The following is a 22,983-nucleotide window of genomic DNA, read 5'->3' as shown; positions in this document are numbered from 1 at the left end:
TTGCCGTGACATTCTTGGCGGGGCCAGGCCGGCGCGTCATTTTGCAAAGCATCGCGTCGCGTGCTGCAGATTGGCGGGAAATAGCGGTCCCGGCCTTCGCAGTGGCGCGCAAACTCGTGCACTCACTCAAGCCAAGCGTACAAACCGCCCATTTAGCCCTTTAAGCGATTTGCTCACGCCGAATCCCCCCTCTCTCCTGGCCTGCAGAAACGAATTTGCCGCATCTCGCCGTTAGGGTTAAATTGAGACTCGGCATTTAGAATTTGGCGTCGGGCCCCTCGACCGACGGCATCAGCGGCGGCTTGTCGGTTGTCGCCGTGTTTTTAGAGGCTTTCTCTTCTACTTTTATCCGGCGCCGATTTCTCTATGTCACAATCTCGGCAAGGTCGTCTCGCTGCCCGTCTCCTCGCCAATCGCAGCGCCTTCCGCGGCCTGCGATTCGAAAGCTTGGAGCGGCGCGAAATGCTTGCCGCGGACTTTGGCGATGCGAGCGGTTACACGAGCGCCAGCCACGAAGCCGTCGGCCCCCAGCTCGGGCAGCTCCGCGACGCCAACCCTCAATCGCTAGATGCACTCGCCAACGGCGACGCGAGCGACGAAGACGGCGTCGTCTTCAGCCTCCTCCGCGCCGGGCAGTCGGCCAGCGTCACCGTCTACGTTGCGAACGCCCCCGCTGGGGCTCGGCTCGACGCCTGGATCAACTTCAACCGCGACGGCGACTTCGCCGATGCGAACGAGCAAATCATCGACAGCGTCGCCGTCGTCGCCGGCGACAACGTGATCGCGTTCACCGTTCCCGCTTCGGTCGTCGGCGGCGCCAACTACGCCCGCTTCCGCCTCAGCACGGCCGGCAACTTGGGCCCGTCGGGCGCCGCGCTCGACGGCGAAGTCGAAGACTATCTCATCCCGATCGCCAACGCCGACAGCGGCATCTTCGGCGGACAGCGGCCGATCGGCTTTGACAACTTCGCTCTGATCGCAGTGACCGACCTCGACGGCGACGGCGATCCCGATGTCCTTAACAGCAATCAGTATTGGCGCCGCAACACGAATGGCAGCTTCGGGCCGACGTTGTCGACCGGCGTCAGTGGCTACTTGAGCGCCATGTTCTCCCCAGCCGACGTCGACGGCGACGGCGATATGGACTTCTTCGGCAACGCCGGGGGCGTCGGGTGGTATCAGAACAACGGTGCGGAACGGTTCACCCGCCGCGCGATGTCTGACGCTGATTCCATCGGCATGGTCCCGGTCGATCTCGACGGCGATGGCGACGTCGACTTGATCGCCGCGAACGACCAGTCCTCCGTCAATTGGTACGCGAACGACGGCAACGGCGTCTTCACCTTGACGATCATTCCAGCTCAGCCAGCCAACCTTCGGTTTGTCGCCGCCCACGACGTCGACGGGGACGGCGACGTCGACATCCTCGCGGGTGGACTCGGAACGAACGACATCCAGTGGTTGGAAAACGACGGCCAGCAACATTTCACAGCGCGAGTGATTGCAACTTCGGAGAAGCAAATCAGCGACCTCGCCGCCGGCGATTTTGACGGCGACGGCGATCTCGACGTCGTGGCGTCATTCAGCACTTCCGCCGGAGGAGTCATCCTCTACGCCAACGACGGCTCCGAAACCTTCGCTCCCGTCAACCTCGACGCCGTCGGCTGGGCCGCGTCCGCCATCGACGTGGCCGACTTCGACGGCGACGGCGACCTCGACGTCGCAGCCTCCGGCACGAATCGCGTCGCCTGGTACGAGAACGACGGCACAGCCGCATTCACGCGTCGAATCGTGACGGCCGTCACCGGCGCTTATCCCGATATCCACGCCGCCGATCTCAACGGCGACGGGCGGCTCGATCTCATCACGTCCGGGAACGGTTCGACGCCTCTCGCCTGGTACGAGCAACTCCCTACCGTCCAGTACGACTACGGCGACGCCCCGCGTCCCTACCGCGTCTACGCGCAAGACCATGGCCCGCGACACATCGCCGTCGGCCCGCAACTCGGCGCCACCCGCGACGCCGAGGCGGACGGCGCCCACGCCCCAACCGGCGCTGAGGCCGAGGACGACGGCGTCGTCTTCGGGGCGATCACCCTCAGCGAATCGACCGCAACGGTCACGGTCAACGTGCAGAACGCCCCCGCAGGCGCGAAGCTCGACGCCTGGATCGACTTCAACGGCGACGGCTCGTGGGGAGTCGACGGCGAGCAGATCGCCCACAGCTTCGCGGTGGTTGAGGGCGACAACGCGCTCACCTTTGCCATTCCATCGTGGGCAGTCGCCGGCGCCACGTACGCCCGCTTCCGCTTGAGTACCGCCGGCGGTCTCGGCCCTCTTGGAACGGCCCTCGACGGCGAAGTCGAAGACCATCCGCTCACGATCGCCAATCGCGCGCCCGCCACGGGCGCGTTCGGGCAGCCTCAAACCATTTCCCCCTCCGCTCCACTGCCTTACGGCGGCGATTTTATGGTTGCCGCCGACGTCGACGGCGACGGGGACATAGACGTCGTCGCCAAGGGCAGCCCTGGCTTCATCTGGGCCGAAAACTTGGGCCCCGCTGGCTTCGCCAAGCATGGGGTCGCGGCGTTGGGAATGGGCGGCGAAGATATCGCGGTTGGCGACCTCGACAACGATGGCGACGTCGATTTCGTCGGCATCGGCAACGTTCAGCAACAGCCGGCTCTAATCTGGGCTGAGAACGACGGCAACGAGAATTTCACCCAGCGCGTCGTTCCATTGACTGGCCAACAATTCTACATGTTCGTGTCGCTGTCGATCGTCGACGTCGACTCAGACGGTGACATGGACATCCTCAGCGCGAGCCTCGGAGCCGGAGTTTACATTCTGGTGAACGATGGTCGGCAGCAGTTTGCCTCCCAAGTGATCGGCGGCCTTGCCGGCAACGGCTCCGGTGGACAGACGGCAACCAGCGCCATTGCAGTCGACATGGACGACGACGGCGATCTCGATGTGGTGGCGGGCGGACGGGGCGGAGGCGGCGTTGGCTCCGCAGACGTTTCCTGGTTGCAGAACAACGGCGGCCTAAGTTTCACAGCGCGTCCCATCGAGCGCTCGGCCTATTTGCCGTTCACCAACAGCATTGCCGAGGGCGTCGCGGCCGGCGACGTCGACGGCGATGGCGACGTCGACGTCGTCTCCGCCAGCAACATCGACTGGAACTCGAATTACGAACGCGCGACGCTTGTCTGGCACGAACGAACCGGCGACGACACGTTCGTCGATCACGTCATCCAGATGAACCGCAGGTATCGCTGGGCGACCCTCGCCGACTTCGACGTCGACGGCGACCTCGACGTCGTCGCGAGCGGGTACGGCGATCAGATTACCGGCCTCGCAACGCTCGACTACTTTGAGAATCTCGGCGACGAACGATTCGTCTATCGAGCCCTCGCCGAGAACGCCGGCGCCGGGTGGAGCACCGCCGCCGCCGACATGGACGGCGACGGCGACCTCGACGTCGTGAGCATCGGCGTCCCCGCCAGCGGAAACGTCAGTTGGTTTGAAAACTTCAACGTCGTCGCCCCCGACTACGGCGACGCCCCGGCGCCATATCGATCGACGAGAGCGGACGGCGGCGCGGTACATAACGGCGGCGGGCCGCGTCTGGGCGCTAGTCGCACTAGCGATGCCGACGGGATTCCCTCCGCAAACGCCGACGGCGATGCTGGCGACGATGGCGTCATTTTCTCCACGTTGCGAGTGGGCCAAGCGTCGGGCGCCTTGACCGTCAACGTCCAAAACGCCCCTGCCGGCGCGAAGCTCGACGCCTGGATCGACTTCAACGGCGACGGCTCCTGGGACGGCGCCGGCGAACAAATCTTCGGCTCCTACGCCGTTGTCGAAGGCGATAACGCGATTACATTCAATCTCCCGGCAAACCTTGTCGCTGGCGCCACGTTCGCGCGCGTCCGGCTCAGCACGGCCGGCGGCCTCCGCACGGGCGGCGCGGCGATCGACGGCGAGGTGGAAGATTACGCGCTCGCCATCGCCCCTCCGGCGACCGCCACCGGCGAGTACCACGTTGCCGAGTATATCGGCTCCGCGTATCAAGCCATTCAAATCGCCGACGTCGATGGCGACGGCGACGCCGACTACGTTGCAGCGTCGCCAGGCTTCGCTTGGTACGAAAACCTCGGCGACGGCGCCTTTTTGACCCACGCCAGAAACTTCTCTAGCGCGTACGGCGCGTTGAACGTGCGCCCAGTCGACCTCGACCGCGATGGCGACGTCGACTTTGCCGTCGTCCTCTCGAACAGGATCGCGTGGTTGGAGAACGATGGCCTGCAAAACTTCACTTATCGTGCGTCCGCCGCGACGAACAACACGTTCAACGGCGTCTTCGACCTAGCCGACGTCGACGGCGACGGCGACCTCGACGCCCTCGTGGCTTGCACCGGCAGCGCGACGCAAGGCCTGATGCTATTGCTGAACGATGGCCAGCAACAATTCTCCGCACCTGCGCTGTTGACGACGATCAACGTCCCCGTCTCCGCCGTGCGGGCCGCCGACGTCGATGGCGACGGCGACGTCGATTTCGCAGTCGCCTTTGAAGCCCCCAATTCGGCAGGCGGCGTCGGCTGGTACGAAAATGTCGCCGGCGTCTTCAGCTTTCACGACGTGACGCTTAATTCTCCGACGGAATCCCGACGAGCCGGCCGCGACGTCGTGCCGATCGACTTCGACTTCGACGGCGACGTCGACCTTGTCGCTTCCACTTACGCGGCCAGCGTTCAGCTCGGACTCGATATCTTCCGTAATGATGGAAATCAAAATTTCCATCGCGAAACCTTGGCCACGTTTTCAAGCGCCTTAGATAGCTTCATGGCGCAATCTCGCGGCGGACGTCTGCAGGTCGCCGATCTCGACGCCGACGGCGACTACGACGCCGTGGTCGGCAGCAGTCGCAGCGTGCGACTCTACCGAAATCATGGCGCCGCCGGGTTCGCCCAGTCCCTACTCGCCGAGTTCTTCGGCTCAACAGGGGCCGCCGTCGCCGCCAGCGACCTGGACGGGGACGGGCGGCTTGAAATTCTGGCCACGCAAGGTTCAAGCGGCTCCGTCATTCGCCTCGACGACCGCCCTTTCGGCGACTACGACCGCAACGGCACGGTCGACCAGGCCGATCGCGATCTCTACGACGCGACCCTCGGCCAACCCGCCGTTCCCCCCGGTTCCGGCGCCGACGGCGACCGCAGCGGCGTCGTCGACGAGGCCGACCTCGCCGTTTGGCAAGCCAATCAAGGCGCGGGCATGGCCCCGCCAGTACGGGCGGCCGATTTCAACCTAGACGAAAAGATCGACGGAGCCGATTTTCTCATCTGGCAGCGCACGTACGGCGCCAGCTCCACGATCCCCGGCGGTCACTACGTCGACGTCGACTTCAGCAAAACCGTCGATGCCGGCGACCTCGCCGTCTGGAACCGGCAATTCGGCAGCGGAGTGACGCCGCCCGCCGCGGCGCCCATTGCCGCTGCTTCCGCAGTTGCGTCGCCTTCAACAGTCTCAACCACCGTCGCCCCCCAGGCCGCAGCAGCCGCGCCGACCATCGCCCTGAGCGTCAGCGTCGCTAAACCAGTAGCTGCAGCCTCCCCGCTGCCAACGCCGTCATTCGCCTTGCCCGCAAACGTCGTGCTCACGCCGCCCGCTGGCCGGCAATCAAGCAAGCAGCCGAACGCTCCGCGACCGCTGAAAGAATCGCCGCCCCCCCGCGAAGCCGCCTTCGCTGCGTTCGCCTCAAGCGCCGCGCCTGCACGCCGTTTGCAAACAGCGTTCGCGCAAAACATGCGGTTGCAGAATCGCGAGACGGGCTCGTCTCCCATCAAACCCGACCTCGTCGACGAACTACTGTCGACCGGTTTCGAGTTCTAGGGCAGCCTGCGACGCGAACCAGTCGACGCCACGGGCCTGCGCCCGTCACGGGTAGATGCGCTTTTCCAATGTTGGGGTCAAAGGTTTGACCGACGACGCCCAAGGCTTCTCGGCGTCAAATATCGTATCAATTCGAACGACGTGAGGCGAATTCAACGCGCTAAGACCGCATGCCAGAGTTGTTCGACTTCGTCGAACCGCAGTCGTGGGCGTAGTGGACCGAGACGGGAGGAATGGAGGTATTACGTTGAGACATGCGACAATTACTCGTCGGTATTGGGCTTCTTGCTTTTTAGCTCTTGCTCAAGCTGTTCCAACTGCTTGAGGTCTTCCGCATCGGCGGCGAGCGCCTCGGATCCGCGGCGGTTCTGATCGAAGGCGTCGTACCGTTCGTGAACAACGCGCACCATCTCGTCGTGACTGACGGCGCCCTGGCCTTGGAGCAGGGGGCGGTCGTTAAACTGAATCATCCGATCGACGTTCTGCCGCCAATATTCCAACGTCAGGTCCTGCTGCTGCTTAACGCGCAGCTCCGCCTGTTCCAAGAAAATAACCACCAGCCGATTGAGCGTGTCGATCTCGTCCTGCGTCAGGTAGTTCATAGCGACGATGACGTCTTGCTTGCGGACTCGCGATCCGGTCCAGGCCGTCAGCGCCATGTTGGGCTGCGCGGCATCGGCGCGCTTCACGACTAGCTCCGCGGCGGTGTGACTCGTGGCAGCGTACAGGAGCTTGTTCTGCGTCTCGGCAAAAAAACGATTCGTGTCTTGCTGACGGGTCCCGTAGTCGGAACTCAAAGCAAACAGGTCCCGAACCTTCTGGTAAAAACGCTTCTCCGACGCGCGGATTTCGCGAATCCGCTCCAGTAACTCGTCGAAATGGTCCCAACCGCCGGGATTCTTCAGCCGCTCGTCATCCATGACGAAGCCCTTGACGATGAATTCCCGCAAATGGGTGGTTGCCCACTGCCGAAACTGAGTGCCGCGGGGGGAACGAACGCGGTAGCCGATGGCCAAGATTAGGTCGAGGTTGTAATAGGAAATTGCCCGTTTTACCGGCCTTTTCCCCTCAGTTTGAACTGTTAAGGATTCCTTAACAGTTGCCTCGGGGCGAAGCTCTCCCTCGGCAAAAATATTCTTCGTATGAATCGAAATGTTGTGCTTCGTCGTCTGAAACAGCTCGGCGATCTCCAGCTGGCTGAGCCAAATCGTCTGCCCCTCGGCCCGCAGCTGCAGCCGGGTGCGACCATCGTCGGAGGTATAAAGAATGAGGTCGCTCATACGCAGTCACAACAACAGTTGATCATGCTCCCTTCTCCCCCAGGGAGAGGGGAGCAAAGGCTAATACAAATCTAAATTCGAAAAATACTATATCCACTTTGTTTTCTTTTGACGATCGGGCTTACTCGCGGCCTCACGCTCGGTCATCTCCGTATCGATCTCAAACAACTTCTCGAGCTGCTCGGAGTCGTTCTCGAACCGGCGACCGATGTAGATCCGTTCGAGCGTTTCGTCGTTCCGATCGTGGGCCGCCCGCAAGTCGGCAGGCATCTCCTCGGGATCGTAGAGATCAGCGATCGTCGCCGGGAAGTGAGCCTCGCGAGCAAGATCTACTCAGCGCAGACAAGGCTGGCGGCCAACAGAAACACTTGCTTCGGCAAGGTTGAACGAAGCGGGCCGACGAACGACCCAAGAAACAAGTGGAGCGAAAGGGAGTCGAACCCTCGACCTCTGCATTGCGAACGCATCTGCAATGCTTGCTAGAACCGGGATTTCTCGCATTTTCCGGCGAAAACCCGATTCTAACTTCGCCCTGGACTGCCCACAACTGCCTGGTTTGACACTTTACCGTGTACTCAACCGTGTAGTTGGAACCACTTTTCTAGGAGTCAGCTAATGTCCGCCAACGAACGCCGCCGGTTCCTGTACGAACGCATCCAGCAACTTCTGGCCGAACGCCGGGACATCATTGCGGCAATCGCTGCAACGGAACCGAAGTCGCCACGCCTTCGAATCGTCCGAACCTTCCGCTAGTCACCAAGTCCACCAACGCAAAAACGGCCGCAGATAGCAAGTGCTACCTGCGGCCGTTTCGTTTGCAGAGGGCGAAGTTACATTTCCTCCACGCCATTCAAGATACACATTCTGGACCAAACCGCAATTTGGCAATTTTGGGCCCTTTTAGACCCTACAAAACACGGGGTTTTTGAGGGCTTGTAACACTTCCAGCCCCTTCCCGACCTCTGATACCTATTCTCGCGAAAGTGTTACACGGCACGCCACGGAACACGTCTTGGCGGACTTCCGCTTGGCCGTGAACACCTCCCCACATGCTCCGCAGACTCGGGAGCCTCCCTGCCACTCGTCAAGCTGCCAGGGCGCGAGCGGAACGTGGCAGCCTGCCTCCACGTCGCTGATCGTCAGCAGCACAAGGTCACGCAGCGCTTTATTGTTCGCGGGCGTGGTCCACTTGCCTCGAATCTTCTTCACTCGGTCGGAACGTTGAAGCCATTGGCGATAGCTCCTGGGGGACTGCGAAAGCAAGTACACGCAAGCTATTACCAAACGCTTCACCCGGTCCTGTGAATCCACGCTCCATTTCGCGGCACTGTCGAGCCACGTGTGGGCGTTCTCCAAACTCTTCACTATGTTCGCCACTGATTTCACTGGCACACTCCTAAGATTGCTTGCTTGATAAAGTCCCGGACTTGCTCGTCTCGTCGTCCCTTCAACATCCCCGCAGCGATGCGACGACGGACCGTGGAGGCACTGACGCCGCACAACGCCGCAATCTGCGCGACGGTGAGGACCCGCGGACGGTCCGGCATGTCCGCAGTCGTGAGATACCTACCATTCGCGAATTGCATGAGTCCTCCAAAATAAGTTGCCAGCCGGCATTGCCGTTTAATCGTACCTCCGCCACTGGCGAACGCCGTATTCGTAATATTCCACTGAGTAATCGCAGCCGGCTCTAGCCCGCAAGCAGCGGTCGGCTTCGATTCGCAAGGTGAAGTCTCGGATATCCTCCGTACCGTCGCGAGATTTGAAGATCAGCCTGAATGGTGCGTCTGTCATTAGTCCTCCAAAATAAGGTTGCCACCACGCCCCGCCATGACGATTCGCAGTCAGTCCGGCGGAGCGTGGTGGCATGGTTCAAGTAATCAAGATCGGCGGTTGAATGTCGATCTTCAGAATCGAGTCACTGACGGCGGTTCCGATCTTCGTAACCACGTGCCCCGGCGTAGTTGGCGGGGTCTCCGTGAGCATCCCCGGCGTCACGTCGGACAAATAGTAGTCGGCACCATCGGTTAGCAACGCCGTTCCGACTACGTCGGTCCAGTCGTCGTCCGTGTCGTCCCGGTCCATCCACCCCGTTGCAGTGTGGCCATTGGACTTACCCGCCGGCCACGACTTCACGGATAGGCCCACGACGGTCCCATTTTCAACGGAGTCAGCCAACGCCGTGGCGACGTGGCTTGGCGATGACTCGCGCACGGCGAAGCCACGCTTCGTAGCATTGTCGAAGATGGCCGCCGTGCCCTTCACGTAGCCGAAGTAAATCGCGTAGTTGAAGTTCAAGTTCATCGACTGCGGGCCAGTCGCCACGCCGGTTTGAACTGCGCTCACGCCTAGGATGTACTGCGTTTCCGCAGTGACCGCCCCGGGCGTGTAAGCGTCCAGCATGTACATTTTGCCGGCTTCAAGGTCCCACGTATCAATGTTGCAGGGTCCATCGGTCTGGTAGCGGCCGATCTGCCCCGCCGCAACGTCCTCTACGGCGACACCAACGGTCATGGCATGTTCGCGAACGCCGCCGGCAACGGCCAACGTCACCCGTCCAGGATCGGAGACGCGCACGAACTGCCCACGTTGCGTGTTCACGTCGAAGATGGCATTCGCGAACGTCGCGCCGCCACCTTCCTTCTTAATGATGATCCCGCTGCCACCTTCGTAGCCACGGTACCCGCGTTCGCCACGCTCGCCCTTGTCGCCACGCTTCCCGTCTGCTCCGTCACGGCCACGGGGACCGACAGGACCGACGATCGACCGGCCATCGACGCCATCACGTCCGGCCGCTCCACGCTCGCCCTGGGGCCCACGGTCGCTAGGGTCGGCGTGGCGACCATCGGCAGCCAGTTGCCGGCCTCGTTGAAGTAGAGGTAGCCACGTTGATCCGAATAGACAAAGTCGCCAACGTCGTAATCAAGTTCCGGCACCGGGCCGGAACCCCTGAATCTATGCTTCATGTGAGTCGGTTCCGAAGTTCCCTGATACGTTCACCTAATTCTGTGTCCCACGTCGCCGCAATCACCATCAACCGATTCTCACGGCGCATGTTCGGGCCGTGCGACGGCTTGTTGATGATCTCCAAGCTACGCACAACAGCGGCGTCGAAACGCTGTTGCAAGGTCGCGAGTTGTCGGTGGAGTTTGGTCAAATCTTGCTCGCGGGCTTGCTCCGCGGTAACTTCGTTCAAGAATTCAACCGCTTCGTGAAGGTCTGCCAGTTCCTCCGCGGTCACGTCCGCTATGTCCTCAACGGCTTCGTTGAGTTCGGCCAACGTTGCGGCGGTCGCTTGTTGGAATGTCGCGCGCCACGTCAAAACGTCGGACGGGGCGCGGAACGCCTCGTTGATCAACGCTTTCGGTAGGTCCAACGCCTTCCGGGTTAGTCGCTTCGCCGTGAGTTCGTCAACGTTGTGGCAGACGATTGTTGTCACCGTCGCCACTGACCAGCCGTCCGGCGACTGGTAAACCACGAATGAAAACATGATTAACCCCTTGTCAGTTCGGCGGGTTCATCGACCGCAATCAGGCTGATTGCGCCGGGGGCGGTTCGATGCGTGTACTCGCCACCCGCGGGCAGGTAGAGGCCGTACGTGGATGTCGGCTCGCCGTCTTCCAGGTAACGAACGGGCTGGGAGACTCGGAAGGAATCGCCGGTGGAGATAAGGAACGATGATATTTCGGACTTTGTGACTGTCATTTGGCAGCCTCCATAAGTTTGAAGAGAAGTCACGTAGGGGGCGGTGACAGAGTAAAGGGCTGAATCAATACTCGGCACCGCCCCGAACGCTCACGCATGGCGTGAAGGGCTGAACGGTGGCAACGCCGCAATAATTCGCCACCACCGCCGCCCCGCTGCATCGCCGTCACAACGAGTGACGGTTCCGCCAGGAGGTGAGTAACTCCCCCTGAGCCGGAGCGCTGACCCCGGCGTACGTTGCGGGTAGCGTGCGAACACGCCACCCGCGCCGAAGAATGCCCGCAGGCATCCAGTTATGCAATCGAAGCCTGATAGGCTTTCTGAAGTTCAACGAGCAAATCGGCGTTGGCGGGGAGTAGAAACCCGCCGTCGATCAGCGACGCCTGTAAGGCGACTTGGCTTGTCAGAATGTTGGTCTCGACTAGCTGGCGAGAGTTCATTGTCCCATCGTACGGGACGTGTTCGCCGGTGATCTGATTCACGATCGCTTTCGCACCGAAGGGCGCGAGCGTGATGAACGGTTGGCGCATGTGGCCTCCAAAAGGTGGTAGAAGAGTCGCAGCGGTGCGGCTGGGAGGAAAGGTATCACAAACCTCCCAGCCGCCGGCTGTGGGCACGTGTGGTCAACTAACACACGCGCCGCTCCGCTCCGCGGGTGGGTGTTAGACCCCGCGGTTTAGAATCGTTGTGCGCCAGAGGCGTAGCGTTCAATTTGCGGCGCGAAGAACGCCTTGACCCTCTGCACTGCCAAGTTGTCGGCACCAAGTCGCGTGGCAAGATCGTTGACCACGGCTTGATAGGGATTGGATGGCGATAGGTCCGCCGGCTGTGATTGAAGGGCGGACCCCACTTTCAGAATTGCGAAAATCAATGCCTGTTCCGTGTTACCGGAAGCGGGCTGCTGCAAACCAAGAATCGTGCTGTACAATTTAGTTTCCTCCAATAGAAAGTTTGTAAGCGCGGACAACGTCCGCAATTTCGTGGGGCTGGTTCACATCCAGCCACCCATAGTCGACGAGCGTATTGACGAGTTCCGTGTTGTAGCGTTCGATTTCTTTGATCGCCTTCAACACGTCGGCTGAGTGGTATCGGAACGTGTGGCCGTCAATCAGGCTGCGGGCTTCGCGATAGTTCGCGATGTCCGAATGCTGTAGCGTGTAGAACTTCTTTCCGAGTTTCTGCACGTGTAGACGGCGGTTCTTCCACACTTCGCCGATGATGGTGGGTTCGGTCACGTCCGCCGCAAGCTGCCCTGTGGAGACGAGGTAGTCCACAATGCGGTGGTTGTGTTCGGTGATCTCACCGACGGCACTACGTCGCCCGTAGTCGGATGATTTAATGAACCCGCTTTGGTGGCCGTCAATTAGCGACGTTACTATCAGCTTATTTGAGTCCCGGGAGTCCGGAACAATTGTGTAATACATGATCCTCCGCAATTTGTTGTAAGGTGGGGAGGGGCCCAAAGTTGGGTTTGGCCCCTCCCCTGCGGCGCGAGTGCGTCAACCGCGCCGAAAGATGTACGAAGCCCCGCGGGGTCTTACGCACCCGCGGGGTCTTACGCCTGCGATGCGAACGCAGACCCCCAGATAGATGCCATTGGGGTAGATGGAACGGACGGCTCCGTTCCGAGTTGTCACTGCCCCTGGTGGTTATCAGGCACCGGGCAGTGACCGGCCACGCTTCGCTGAACTTGCTAAGAGCGAAGCGCGGCAACCTGCCGCCACCACCTTCGCGGGGTAGTGGCAGCAGTGCGGTTAGGTCACGAAAAAATACGTGACCGCCCGTTCCAGCATCTGCTCCCGTTCGGTGGGATCGGCTGGCGGGTCAAGAATCAGCGTGACGAGTGTCTCAAGCCCTAATTGAAGGGCCTTAATCTGATCGTCCGTTCCATGCTCCACCGTGGCGACGCCCCAATCGGCGACTTTGTCCAGAAACTTGTAGCGGAGTCGTTCGTGTTCAGTCATTGGCGGACCCCCATAGCGACGCCGTGGCGTCGTGCAGGGCCTGCGCAAGCCCATGGTGGGCTTTGGCGCGGCCGGTATCCCCTAGCCGGTTTGCGATGGGTAGTGTCATCCGGATTAGCGTGTGGGCCAACGCCGCCTTCTCCAACGCTTGGGGCGTGTTCAAACGGAGTGCTAGGTCTGTTAAACCAGTGAGGGCGGATAAGATTGCAGGCGACATTTTCACCTTCCAGGAATTTGTTAAAAGTTTGCAGCAAGAATTTTCGACGCTCTGCGATCGTCGACACGTCCACATCGTGGAGCCGGGCAAGGCGTCTATCACGTTCACGTTGCTCTAGATTCGCCTCCCGTGTCGACGTGGCGGCCTCGTGGAGAATCCACACTTCCGGCTGGTCCGGAGTGGCGTGGAGTGGCAGAAGTATCTGACGGTCGTAAACGTCGAGCATCCTGAAGAACACGGCGACGGCGTCCGCCATGTCGACGGCGTCGCCCCACTCTTCATCACTCGCACGGAGCGTGACGCCCTGGTGCGGCTGGTCGGGATGCTCGCCGAGTTGGACGGTATCAGTTTTCCGACCCGGTGCATGGGCTGGCCGCCGGACGTATTTCTCGCCCTTATGCGTGCCCATCTTCGGAATCAGCCATTCGCGTTCCGCCTCTCGAAGGAACATCTTCTGGAACGCACCTTTGATGTACGCCCGGAACCCGTCAACCGTCCTGTCGGCTCGTGCCTCCGTGTTGAATCGAAGGATGACCGACACGGCCGCACCCATCGCCGTACCAATAATGACATCCGCCTCCAATCCTTTGTTGACCTGTTTGCCGTCGAGCAATGCGACCCATAGATAGTGGGCCAGCACAGCGCGGACGGCACCGTCCCCAACGATGTGGGGATCGGTGGCGAACACGTCGTTGACCAGGGAAACGATTTCATCCTTCGTGACAGCCGCCGCAATCGCTTCAATGTCGGAATCGGAAACGTTCCCCGGCTTGCCCTCTCGCAACAATGTCACGATTGATTCGGGCAGTAGTGCCAACTCGTCCAGCATTATTGAAGGTCTCCCGGGGCGCTGAGTCGGTTAGCCCTTCCCAATGCTTCCGCCGACTTCAGACCAGCGTCAGCAGCATCAACGCCGAGTTGATTCAACTCGCGAATTGGACCGTCAGCAGCTTGCAGGGCAGCAGATTCGGCAGCTTGTTTCTCCTGCGCGATGCGAGCGAAACGTTGAGATTCCCACCGGTGGAATTCTTTGACGACTTCCCGCCAGTTCTCCGGCGTCGCTGCCTTGAGGCGTTGAACGTAGACGCCCAACTCTGTGGCGTCGTCCGACCGATAGTCCAAGTCGTATGACTCGGCGCTGGTCAAGGCGTAGCGGAATGCCGGTTCCGCTTGCAGTGCAAGGTCAGTCGTTCGTTGCACCTCCAACGCAGCTTGACGAACGCGAATGCTTTCCGCCCAGTCCTTTGCTTGCTGTAGCTTCAACTCGAACTTTTCAATCTCTGCGGGCCGCCGTCGCGAGACCGCTATGGCTAGTTGACCTTCGACAAGCTGGACCCACTGCCGGGCACCCAATTCTTCCCGTTCCAGGCCCGACATATTTTCAAAGGCGTCATAGTCGGCAGACATCTTCACCGATGCGTTGTGCGTTTCGACTTGCCGCGCACGATCGGCGCGGGCCTCTAGCTCCGTCGTGGGCACGAACTTGGTCTGCGATTCGTAGGGGAAATTACCCTTCCATTTCTCACGCATGGCAGGCGTAACGATCTTGGTTTGCATCGCCTGCACGTCGTTGTTAAGAATCCATTTGTCTAATTCACTCATTCTTGTTCCTCATTTTCTAAGAGGCGCTGGTCAAGGGCACTTATGCCCTTAGCGCGGTCCTCAGTTACTTGCGCTTGTTGTTTATCAAAGCTGGCAAAGAAGAGACGGGTAGTCTCATCAACGATGTCATGGCGAATGTGAGTTCGTTGCCGTTCGTCTAAGTCAGCCCGCTCTAACGCTATCACGACGGCGTCATTTAGGGCCTCGGCGAGTGCGCGCATGAGATTGTTGACGTTTTCGACCGACCACATAGTTTTGGAGGATGCCAAGAACTTCCTATAATTGGCCGCGCTCGCCTGGATGGCTTTGCCTAAGGCGTTGTTGTTCGTGATGTGACTGCCTAGATGCCCCCCGCCAGCGACAATACTTTCCTCCAACATCTTTTGAAGCATGGCCGACACGCGATCGTTGCCTGCCCACGCTTCCAATGATTCGTCACGTTCCATTAGGTCTCCCAAAGAGATAGATGCGTCCGCCGTACGGGTAGCCTCCCCATGCCACCGCGGACATCGTGGCGTGCCAACCGTTTAGCGGTTGCTCGCGCTGGCACGCGCGGACGCTCGGATACGTTGCCACCAACCGATGGTCCAACGTGAACACGCTCACCGGAGTGGCGACGCGCGGCCGCAACCGGTTCACCCTGTCGGGCATGAACCGACCCACGAGCCTGATGATGGCGTTGTGCGTGGGGGCTGACACGAGCGGCAAGTCAGCATAGATGCGATGTGGCTCGCGGAGAAAAGCGTAGCCAGCAAAGTCAGTGAGCGCGGTGCGCTCAAGCAATGCCCCGTAACTCTCAACCGCTGCGATGTACTCAGCATCGGCATCGTTACGGAGAACAATCAAACTCCCAGCTATTGATCACCTCCAATCTGTTGTAAGGTACCCACCCCGCCACGTGGACCGACGAAGGATCGTGACGGAGTGGGCCTTGGCCACGGCGGAGGTAGTTAGTCAGACGCCGTGACGTTGTAAGGTTGCCTGCCCGCCACGTGTGGAAGAACGTGGCGGACAGGCGCACCCGGAGTATTAGCTATGCAGCACCGTACCGATGCCGCCGGAAGGCGACACGACAAGCATCTAGCATTGCCACTTCAGAGGCGAAGATACGACACTCGTTCCGCGGTACGGTAATGAGTTCGTCCGTCTCTTCAGGATGCCCGATCAAGATCAGCGACAACGCTCTGAAGGCGTTTAGCGTGATGGTCTCGGCGGTCTCTTCAACGATGCGCCCGACGTACTGGACGCGCTCGGCAGCGTTGATGTTGAATGCGTACTTAGTCATTGTCAGCGTCTCCAGGGCGTTCGGGTTGGTTTCATGTTCGCGGTACGACGGAATGGCCAATCAAACGGCGTGTCCTCAACGTGGGTAGGCTGCGGCGTTGGTTCGGTGAACTTGGCCAGAATTTTCTCGTTGATGGCAATACGAGATCGCAGTTGCCGGTCTGAAAGGACCCGCTTGCGCATCGTGTCCCAATAGAACGTTTGCTCCCAGTCATCCAGCCAACGCTTCTCCGCAGCGTGGGCAATGGCGGCGTCGCCGAAACTCGCGGCTACGTCGCTTCTGACCCGACGAATGCCGCGGAAGACTGGTTCAAAGTCCACACCGAGAAAACGCTTGATACACTCGTTGCCAACAATCGCCCGGTTGCCATTAGCGTCATTGCGGATGGCACAGTTCTCCCAGATAACCTGCGTGCAGAGACAATGATTCTCTGCGTAGGTGATCTGGTCGGGAGACCACTCTTTGACTGCCGTCTCCCACGTCTCACCGTGACTCAGTTGGATAATCTTTTGCTGTAACATGCGGAATTTGTTCTTCACTTCGTACCCTCCGCCGGTGCGATGTATTTCTTGCCCTTAGCTCGATCGACTTCGACGATGCGACCTTCTTCAATCGCCAGTTCCACGATACGAGCAACGTCAGTCATCGGGGCATAGAAGCCTTTGGCCTTGAGCATGTTCGACGCCTCGCGGATGAAATCCTTCTTTGGCTTCTCTGATGCAAGTAGGGCCACGATGTCGTCAACGCCCATGAGAGCGTTGCCGGACGCTAGGTTCGGGTCTGCCCCGTCGTCGATTGACCAGATCGGGTAATCGAACTTCAGGACCACCGGGTCCAACGGAGCGAAGCTGCGGAGGCTCGCACGCATCAGGACTTTACCGGGTGAATGCTCAACTAATGTCAAGTGGCAATCAACGGCACGCGATTGGGCACCAGCACCGGAACCGATGTCAGTGTTCTTCTTGTTGGCCTGGTTGCCCTTCGACGTGTGATGAACTAATAGGAATGCGTTCCCCTGTCGCTTCGATGTCTTGTCGAGCCGACTAATCAATCGTGTGTAATGGGGATTAGAGTTTTCCTCGAACCCGTCCGGGTACGCTCGATAGATGGCATCGAAAATGACAAGTGCGTATGTCCCCGGAGCAATCTCTGTATCAAGCCAATCACAGACTTGATCCATCGCCGTGGCGTCCAGGCCACGCATAGATACATATTCCAGGTTTTCCAGGGCAGCGTCACTGACGCCCAACGCTCGTTGCATCGTCTCGACTCTTTTGACGATATCGTTGGGGAAAAGTTCGTAATCCGCGTACAGGACTCTACCGGGAGTAGTCGCGTACCGGCCAAGGAAGGGGATGCCCGCCGCAACTGAAATAGATAACTGCATCGCGTGAAACGTCTTGTGCGTTTTTGTTCCGCCAACAGCCATCCCCACGTCACGTTCTCGCAAAAACCCTTCGACGATCGTGCGGCGTTCATCGCCCGCGTGCTGTTTCCGGAACAGACTAAACCGGAGTGGGTCAAAGGCAGCCGATTCACGTTCGCCCGTCAGCTTCGCAATCATCTGGCCCGCCGTGACCTTGTTCACTCCGGAACATTGGTCCGATGGGCAGTTGAAAGATGGCACGTCCTGATTAAGCCAGAACTCCGCGCGCCACTCATTTTCTTGACGATGTTCGTGATTCGGGCAATGGCGAACACGATACGCAATGCCGTTGTCATATCGCGGGTGCGTCTTCTGTTCGATACGATATTCAGTGCCCGAACTGTCGAGCATTCCACGAAACTTGCGGTCCGTCCACTCGCCACGACGCTGTGTGGTGGCGGCAATCGTCGGAGCGGGTAGCGTGAGGGATGCAAGCTGCTCCGTCGTGACCACCACCCGTTCGTCCGGACTGGTGTGGACGTATGACAGACGCTGCGGACGCCCTTCGATCGGATCGCCCTTGACGTTCAGCGTGCCGGGGAGTCGGACAAGTTGCGGAACATCGGAGGTTGAGGCGTCGACAGTAACTCGCGGCGTCTCAAACTTCGCTTTGAGGTATTTGAGGACTGCCGCCGGCAACGGCGACTCGGTTGGTTCGTTAATCGCATAATAGAGGTGCCAACCGTTGCCGCTCATAACGACGAGCGGTTCGACGCCCCATTGGTCAAGCAAGAATGCTCGAATGCTATCGGCGACTTCTTTGCCCGCGGCTAACTCTTCATCGGTGGAGTTGATGCCCTTTAGTCGGTTGGGGTCGCAGTCGATGAACAACGTACCACGGCGGTGGAAGTCGCCTTCGCCGACCGTTGTGGTTGCGTATGGTTGGAGTCGATTATTGGCGCGCCCGCGAACGTCGGGATCGACGATGTTCTGAGCGACGTAGATGTCTGACTTGCCGTTGTGAGGCTGTATCTCCCTGCACAACGTGTTGAAGTCGTCAAAGGCGCCGAACGCAATCTTGCCAATCCGCGAACTGTTCTTGTTCTTAATGACGACAGCCGTCGTCGTATGTCCAAGAAATTCAAGCAATTGTCGGGCGTCCAGGACCGAACATAGATCGGCCGTCGCCCCGGTGAGGGGGTCCATGCGGGGTAACTCCTAAGAAGTCCAGGGGCAACAATGAGGTAGCTGGACGCCTCCACGTGCGTTACCCAGACACGTGGAGGCGATGCGGCGTCGGAGCCGACTTATTGTTTCGGAGGGCCTTGACTCCGCAGAAGGCGGCAATCAAGGTGATAAGTAGAGGCGGAAATAGGCGACGGCGCGAATAAGTGGCGGGACGCCGGGCAGGCCCTATTATAGCACAAGATGCTCGTTTTGTCAAGTATGTTCTCTTGACTTCTTCTCTCGCCTACAATACCGGGTACCTGGGAATCGGCGTTTCCCTCACGGACGAAGGGAAATCGGACATATTTCTTGCCGCGGCGTTCGTCTCTCGTCTGGTAGCGGGTTTTGCTTCAAAATCGCCAGAAGGGAGAAGAACACGGTAAGGGGGAGAGTTTACTCTCCCCTTACCTTGTCTCTTCTCTGTGCTGGTGTGCCGTCTATTTCTATAGGGAATCGACGGCACACCAGCAGAATACGACGCGACGACAGCCACCAGCTACGCTTGTCCACGCGGCGACGGAACGATGAAACGTAGTGGCGCACGTCCGCTGATCTCTCCGCCGGCTCCAAGACATGCTCAGATGCCTCTGAAATCGCACCAGATGCCCCGGTTTGCGTCCGGACGGCGTAAGCGGTCTCGCGTTCCGCCTTTTTAAGAAGTATGCCCAGTGAGCCGCCTACGGCCCTACAATCGTTACAACCCCTACAACCGGCACAATCGGTTGTAGGGGTTGTAGTGGTTATGAGGACGCGACGACCCGCAAATCCATTATAATCGGCCGCCGCGACATGGCAACGAAAAAGGCCACCCGTTGCGGGTGGCCTTGGCTGCGTTCAGGATGTCGCGGCGATTAGAAGCGGCCGTGAGCGCCGCCGGTGACGCCGTCCAGGGCCCGGTAGACGGCCGTCGTGGTCAACGGCTTGCCCACGCGGGTCCGCACGCCATCGGCGTTCAGGATGGCCGCGATTTCCTTCAGGCTGCGACCAGCATCACGGAGCGGGCGAGCCTTCCCCGCCACTCGCGACTTCCACTCCGTGGCGGCCTGCGACGTTGTGGCGCGACCACGAGCGAGGACAGCCCCGTAGGCTTCAGGGGCCCGGGCCCCGCCTAACTTCGCACCCTGCGACCGCTTGGCGGCCAACGCACGTTTCGTGCGAAGGGATATGGCCTCCGCTTCCTTCTCGGCTACGGCGGCCATGATGTTGATGGTGAACCGATCAGCTTCCGGCATGTCGCAGCAAACGAAGTCAACGCCGGCTTCACGCAGCTTCGCTAGGAACACGGTGTCACGGGTGAGACGATCAAGCGTGGCAATCAGCAACACGGCCCCGTGTCGCTTGCAAGCCTCCACGGCCTCCGCTAGGCGTGGCCGCGAACTCTTACGCCCGCTCTCCACTTCCTTAAAGGAAGCCAGCACGCAGCCACCACGTGCCCCCGTGTGAGTCTCCACCATCGTCTTCTGTGCCTCAAGCCCAAGGCCGCTGTTGCCTTGCAGCTTGGTGGACACACGGTAGTAAGCGACGAAGTCACGAGAAGATGTAGCGTTCATATCTATATCTTACATCATGTGACGAACGTCGCTGTTTGTAATTCGGTTGAATAAGTCCATTAAGTTAACGTTGAGCGTAGGGCTGGGGCGGTGGTACCGGAACTGAGGCAACGGAGGGTCGGGGGACCCGGAGGGGTACTCAGACGTGAAGCGGTAACCCCGGAGGTAGGGGTCGTAGGGGACCTGCTGTTCTTAATAACATTTATCGTACTTTCGCAAGTAAACACGACATACGACTCCCATTTTAGGGTAGCCAGGTCAATACCCACCGCCACCACGGATCGTCGTACCGCAGTAGCCGTCGACTTCCGAAAAAATATTTTTCGCAAACGCAACATGGTGCCGCGGCAATGAGGTGGGAAGGCAACGTGTTGCCACCGGCTGCCCCTATGTTTCTCGGGTGTTTCGAGACATCGGGGCGAGTGGCACGCCCCCTGCATCTTCACTCACGTGAAGTCCACATTGCGCACCCCAGAGAACCACACCACATGAGTCCCGAAGAACAACAAGCACTCGACGTACGTCACCGCGAGAACGTTATTGCGTTCCTGAAGGCGCGTGACATACGTGTCATTCAAGGCGCGCCCATCACGGAAGAAATGATCCAGGAGAATTGGCGGGAGGTCCTAACGCCCTGGAATATCAAGAACGGCAAGATCGTTCCAACGCCGGTTTCTAAGTTCCGCCCCTTGGAGAACCACACCGTGGATGACTTTGAAGAGGGCTACCAAGATGATCTTGTCATCGCCCCCGGCACCATGGAAGCGGTGGAGGAAGAACTTGGACGACGATAATTCATTCGATTACTCGCGGTTGATTGAGGTTCGCGACATCGTTGCGATACCGCTTAGCAGTTGGAAGTATCCAGGGCTGTTTGCCTACGTGGACGCTGACGACGCTGCGTTGGTTGGCGACGGGTTCAAGTGGTATCCATTAAAGACGCCAGAGACTTTCTACGTGGGCGGCCGTCCTGTCGGAGCTTCTTACGTCCAGACACAACAGCGTCTCCATCGCCTATTGATGGGTCCCAGTGAACTGATGATTGACCACCGCAATGGGAGTGGGTTGGATAACACGCGGTTAAACCTGCGTTTCGCCACGCAGGAACAGAATCAACAGAATCGAAGGTCAAACCGTGGAAGTTCATCCCGGTTCAATGGTGTGTCATGGAATAAAGCGTACGGAAAGTGGCACGCCTACATTAAGTTGGACGGTAGGAAAACGCACCTCGGATCGTTCGATTCAGAGGTAGAAGCTGCGCGGGCCCGTGATGCTGCGACAATCCAGCACTACGGCGAGCATGGCAGATTGAACTTTCCTCCAACGTCCAACTACATACTCGGCAACGGGCGACTGGCTTTCCGTGTGACCACTACGAACTTTTATCCGTGGACGGACCCGCACACACCAGTGGTTGGCATCCCGGTTAGGAGGACGCCATGACCCTTCGTGAATTGGGCACCTACGTTGAAGGCGTAGCAGCACGCGCCGCAATCAACGAATCTGAACCCGACGACGTGGCGGGGCTGGCCGTGGCATTCGTCAAGGCTCAGCAGCACTATGTCGCAGAGGGCTGCGGAGACGTTGTGCGTACCCTTGTCCCTCCCCAAACGTTGCGGGAAGCCCGGGGAGCGTTAGCGGACGCCCTAGCAGCCCTGGAACGATGTTCCGACGATGGGACTGAACCGGAACTGCTGACGGTGAAGCAAGCGGCGAAGCGATTCAACATCGGCGAACGCACCATCTATCGGATCATAAAGAACGGCCTCCCCGTTTCGCGAGCGGGGAAGGCCGTACGGATCAAACCCGCCGATCTAGCTAAGGCGTTGGAATACGAGGGGACTCGACTGCGTTAGCCGCCGCTTGCAACAGCTTCGCGTTCTGGCCAACGTGCCCGTAGCGGGTCGCCACCATTCGCGTGTCGACGTGTCCCATGAGGTTTGCCACGATCAACGAATCCTGCCCGCTCGATAGGCGATGGTGAGCGAAGGAATGGCGTAGCGTGGTGGGCGTTAGCTTCGGCATTTTGAGTTTGGTTCGTAGCCGCTTGAACCGTCCGCGGATGGAATCCTTATTCCATGGCTCGCCGGTGGGACCACGGAACAGCGGACCGGTAGGGTACTGTTTCGCCAGCCGCTTGACCGTAGGCAGGATGCTATCCGGGATGTAGACCACCCGCTGACGCTTCCGCCCCTTGCTCTTGTCGATCGGGAGAATGAACCGACTCCCGGTGAGGTGGGCCGCCTCGAAAGTCAGCATTTCGGTGGCCCGGGCCCCGCTGTTGAGCATGACTGTGAGATAGTCCCGGAACGGCTGGTCCAAAGCCAGTCCGACGACTTTGGGCCACAACTCCGCCTCGATAAAGTCCTCGCGCTTCTTTGGCGTCGGCTTTTTCATCCAGCGGAGTGGGTTATCGTCCACGTAGCCCATCGACGCCGCCCACGAAAAGACGGCTTTCAGCATCGTGATGTAGTCCCCCTTCGTGGTGGGGCTAATCAGCTTTTTGCCCGCGACCCACTTGCCGGTTTTGCCTTTACCCTTGACCGGCAGTTTCTTGAACTTGTGTTCGTTCAACCAGTTCTGGACGTGAAGCGGCTTCAGTTTCGCCACCTTTAAGGTGGCCGGCACGAAGTCGCTAAAGGATTGCAGGATTGGCCGCCGACGCTTTAGCGTTGATTCGGCCAGTTCATCCTTAACCGTGTTCCAGTACCGTTCAATGACAAGGCGGACCGTGGCGTCCTTAGGAACGTCGCTGTTGAGCAAGCGGCGATACGTCTTGAATGCTTCCGTTTCATCCTTGCCCAGATAAACCTGTTTGTTGTTTATCCAGACGTGCCACGTGCCGGTGGACTTACGGAGCCATGGTTTCGCGAGTCGCATAGGGATGTCCTCCAA

23 protein-coding genes and 1 pseudogene are annotated in these 22,983 nt (G+C 59.5%); 5 read left to right on the top strand and 19 right to left on the bottom strand.

What is annotated here, in order from left to right; translation table 11 throughout:
• The first annotated feature begins 366 nt into the window (after positions 1 to 366).
• The gene (locus ACQY7R_RS24970) at positions 367 to 5,892 is read left to right on the top strand and encodes an FG-GAP repeat domain-containing protein (RefSeq protein WP_428308267.1); all 5,526 of its coding nucleotides are present in this window, start codon (positions 367 to 369) and stop codon (positions 5,890 to 5,892) included.
• A gap of 263 nt (positions 5,893 to 6,155) precedes the next feature.
• Here the strand turns inward: ACQY7R_RS24970 and ACQY7R_RS24965 are convergent, their stop codons facing one another.
• Both ACQY7R_RS24965 and ACQY7R_RS24960 read right to left on the bottom strand, forming a co-directional pair.
• Complete coding sequence (locus ACQY7R_RS24965; RefSeq protein WP_428308266.1) at positions 6,156 to 7,172, bottom strand: virulence RhuM family protein; 1,017 nt, start codon at positions 7,170 to 7,172, stop codon at positions 6,156 to 6,158.
• A gap of 87 nt (positions 7,173 to 7,259) precedes the next feature.
• A pseudogene (locus ACQY7R_RS24960) lies at positions 7,260 to 7,484 on the bottom strand (type IIL restriction-modification enzyme MmeI); the annotation flags it as partial.
• Between the two features lie 303 nt (positions 7,485 to 7,787).
• Here ACQY7R_RS24960 and ACQY7R_RS24955 point away from each other — a divergent pair.
• Complete coding sequence (locus ACQY7R_RS24955) at positions 7,788 to 7,925, top strand: hypothetical protein (protein ID WP_428308265.1); 138 nt, start codon at positions 7,788 to 7,790, stop codon at positions 7,923 to 7,925.
• A gap of 629 nt (positions 7,926 to 8,554) precedes the next feature.
• Here ACQY7R_RS24955 and ACQY7R_RS24950 read toward each other — a convergent pair.
• Together ACQY7R_RS24950 and ACQY7R_RS24945 are read right to left on the bottom strand one after the other, a co-directional pair.
• A complete protein-coding gene (locus ACQY7R_RS24950) occupies positions 8,555 to 8,758 on the bottom strand; it encodes a hypothetical protein (RefSeq protein ID WP_428308264.1) in 204 nt (67 codons plus the stop codon).
• A 286-nt stretch (positions 8,759 to 9,044) separates the two neighbouring features.
• Positions 9,045 to 9,773, bottom strand: a complete 729-nt coding sequence (locus ACQY7R_RS24945) for a hypothetical protein (protein ID WP_428308263.1) — start codon at positions 9,771 to 9,773, stop codon at positions 9,045 to 9,047.
• Between ACQY7R_RS24945 and ACQY7R_RS24940 the strand changes: the two genes are divergently transcribed.
• The gene (locus ACQY7R_RS24940) at positions 9,762 to 10,049 is read left to right on the top strand and encodes a hypothetical protein (RefSeq protein WP_428308262.1); all 288 of its coding nucleotides are present in this window, start codon (positions 9,762 to 9,764) and stop codon (positions 10,047 to 10,049) included. The two genes, ACQY7R_RS24945 and ACQY7R_RS24940, sit on opposite strands and share 12 nt — an antisense overlap.
• A gap of 85 nt (positions 10,050 to 10,134) precedes the next feature.
• Here ACQY7R_RS24940 and ACQY7R_RS24935 read toward each other — a convergent pair whose 3' ends face one another.
• From ACQY7R_RS24935 to ACQY7R_RS24870, 14 genes are all read right to left on the bottom strand, one after another.
• Positions 10,135 to 10,662 (bottom strand): hypothetical protein, encoded by a 528-nt coding sequence (locus ACQY7R_RS24935; protein ID WP_428308261.1) that lies wholly within the window; start codon positions 10,660 to 10,662, stop codon positions 10,135 to 10,137.
• A gap of 2 nt (positions 10,663 to 10,664) precedes the next feature.
• On the bottom strand, positions 10,665 to 10,877 hold the full coding sequence (locus tag ACQY7R_RS24930) for a hypothetical protein (protein WP_428308260.1): 213 nt from the start codon (positions 10,875 to 10,877) through the stop codon (positions 10,665 to 10,667).
• A 293-nt stretch (positions 10,878 to 11,170) separates the two neighbouring features.
• Positions 11,171 to 11,407 carry a hypothetical protein gene (locus ACQY7R_RS24925; protein ID WP_428308259.1) on the bottom strand — a complete coding sequence of 79 codons (237 nt, stop codon included), beginning with the start codon at positions 11,405 to 11,407 and terminating at the stop codon, positions 11,171 to 11,173.
• 146 nt (positions 11,408 to 11,553) lie between these two features.
• Positions 11,554 to 11,805 (bottom strand): hypothetical protein, encoded by a 252-nt coding sequence (locus ACQY7R_RS24920; RefSeq protein ID WP_428308258.1) that lies wholly within the window; start codon positions 11,803 to 11,805, stop codon positions 11,554 to 11,556.
• Position 11,806: 1 nt separating this feature from the next.
• Positions 11,807 to 12,301 (bottom strand): hypothetical protein, encoded by a 495-nt coding sequence (locus tag ACQY7R_RS24915; protein ID WP_428308257.1) that lies wholly within the window; start codon positions 12,299 to 12,301, stop codon positions 11,807 to 11,809.
• Between the two features lie 330 nt (positions 12,302 to 12,631).
• Positions 12,632 to 12,841, bottom strand: coding sequence for a hypothetical protein (locus tag ACQY7R_RS24910; RefSeq protein WP_428308256.1), 210 nt, complete (start codon positions 12,839 to 12,841; stop codon positions 12,632 to 12,634).
• Positions 12,838 to 13,887, bottom strand: coding sequence for a hypothetical protein (locus tag ACQY7R_RS24905; RefSeq protein ID WP_428308255.1), 1,050 nt, complete (start codon positions 13,885 to 13,887; stop codon positions 12,838 to 12,840). Before ACQY7R_RS24905 ends, ACQY7R_RS24910 begins: the two co-directional genes overlap by 4 nt.
• Positions 13,887 to 14,660: a hypothetical protein gene (locus tag ACQY7R_RS24900; RefSeq protein WP_428308254.1), complete on the bottom strand. Its 774-nt coding sequence runs from the start codon at positions 14,658 to 14,660 to the stop codon at positions 13,887 to 13,889. The genes ACQY7R_RS24905 and ACQY7R_RS24900 overlap by 1 nt, the downstream gene beginning before the upstream one ends.
• Positions 14,657 to 15,106 (bottom strand): hypothetical protein, encoded by a 450-nt coding sequence (locus tag ACQY7R_RS24895; RefSeq protein WP_428308253.1) that lies wholly within the window; start codon positions 15,104 to 15,106, stop codon positions 14,657 to 14,659. The genes ACQY7R_RS24900 and ACQY7R_RS24895 overlap by 4 nt, the downstream gene beginning before the upstream one ends.
• Positions 15,096 to 15,506, bottom strand: coding sequence for a hypothetical protein (locus ACQY7R_RS24890; protein WP_428308252.1), 411 nt, complete (start codon positions 15,504 to 15,506; stop codon positions 15,096 to 15,098). Before ACQY7R_RS24890 ends, ACQY7R_RS24895 begins: the two co-directional genes overlap by 11 nt.
• A gap of 187 nt (positions 15,507 to 15,693) precedes the next feature.
• Positions 15,694 to 15,945 carry a hypothetical protein gene (locus tag ACQY7R_RS24885; RefSeq protein ID WP_428308251.1) on the bottom strand — a complete coding sequence of 84 codons (252 nt, stop codon included), beginning with the start codon at positions 15,943 to 15,945 and terminating at the stop codon, positions 15,694 to 15,696.
• 2 nt (positions 15,946 to 15,947) lie between these two features.
• Positions 15,948 to 16,484 (bottom strand): hypothetical protein, encoded by a 537-nt coding sequence (locus tag ACQY7R_RS24880; protein WP_428308250.1) that lies wholly within the window; start codon positions 16,482 to 16,484, stop codon positions 15,948 to 15,950.
• A complete protein-coding gene (locus ACQY7R_RS24875; protein ID WP_428308249.1) occupies positions 16,481 to 18,517 on the bottom strand; it encodes an AAA family ATPase in 2,037 nt (678 codons plus the stop codon). Before ACQY7R_RS24875 ends, ACQY7R_RS24880 begins: the two co-directional genes overlap by 4 nt.
• A gap of 872 nt (positions 18,518 to 19,389) precedes the next feature.
• A complete protein-coding gene (locus ACQY7R_RS24870; protein ID WP_428308248.1) occupies positions 19,390 to 20,088 on the bottom strand; it encodes a recombinase family protein in 699 nt (232 codons plus the stop codon).
• A 488-nt stretch (positions 20,089 to 20,576) separates the two neighbouring features.
• On the opposite strand from ACQY7R_RS24870, the gene ACQY7R_RS24865 reads away from it, so the two are divergent.
• Both ACQY7R_RS24865 and ACQY7R_RS24860 read left to right on the top strand, forming a co-directional pair.
• Positions 20,577 to 20,882 (top strand): hypothetical protein, encoded by a 306-nt coding sequence (locus tag ACQY7R_RS24865; RefSeq protein ID WP_428308247.1) that lies wholly within the window; start codon positions 20,577 to 20,579, stop codon positions 20,880 to 20,882.
• A gap of 645 nt (positions 20,883 to 21,527) precedes the next feature.
• Entirely contained in the window at positions 21,528 to 21,944 is a 417-nt protein-coding gene (locus ACQY7R_RS24860) for a helix-turn-helix domain-containing protein (protein WP_428308246.1), read from the top strand.
• Here ACQY7R_RS24860 and ACQY7R_RS24855 read toward each other — a convergent pair.
• Positions 21,907 to 22,968: a tyrosine-type recombinase/integrase gene (locus ACQY7R_RS24855; RefSeq protein ID WP_428308245.1), complete on the bottom strand. Its 1,062-nt coding sequence runs from the start codon at positions 22,966 to 22,968 to the stop codon at positions 21,907 to 21,909. The genes ACQY7R_RS24860 and ACQY7R_RS24855 overlap by 38 nt on opposite strands.
• Between the last annotated feature and the right edge of the window lie 15 nt (positions 22,969 to 22,983).

It is taken from the genome of Lacipirellula sp. (genome assembly GCF_965279485.1).
Classification (GTDB): domain Bacteria; phylum Planctomycetota; class Planctomycetia; order Pirellulales; family Lacipirellulaceae; genus Lacipirellula.
Note: the sequence above shows the minus strand (reverse complement) of the source record. Positions and strands in the feature narration are given on the sequence as shown.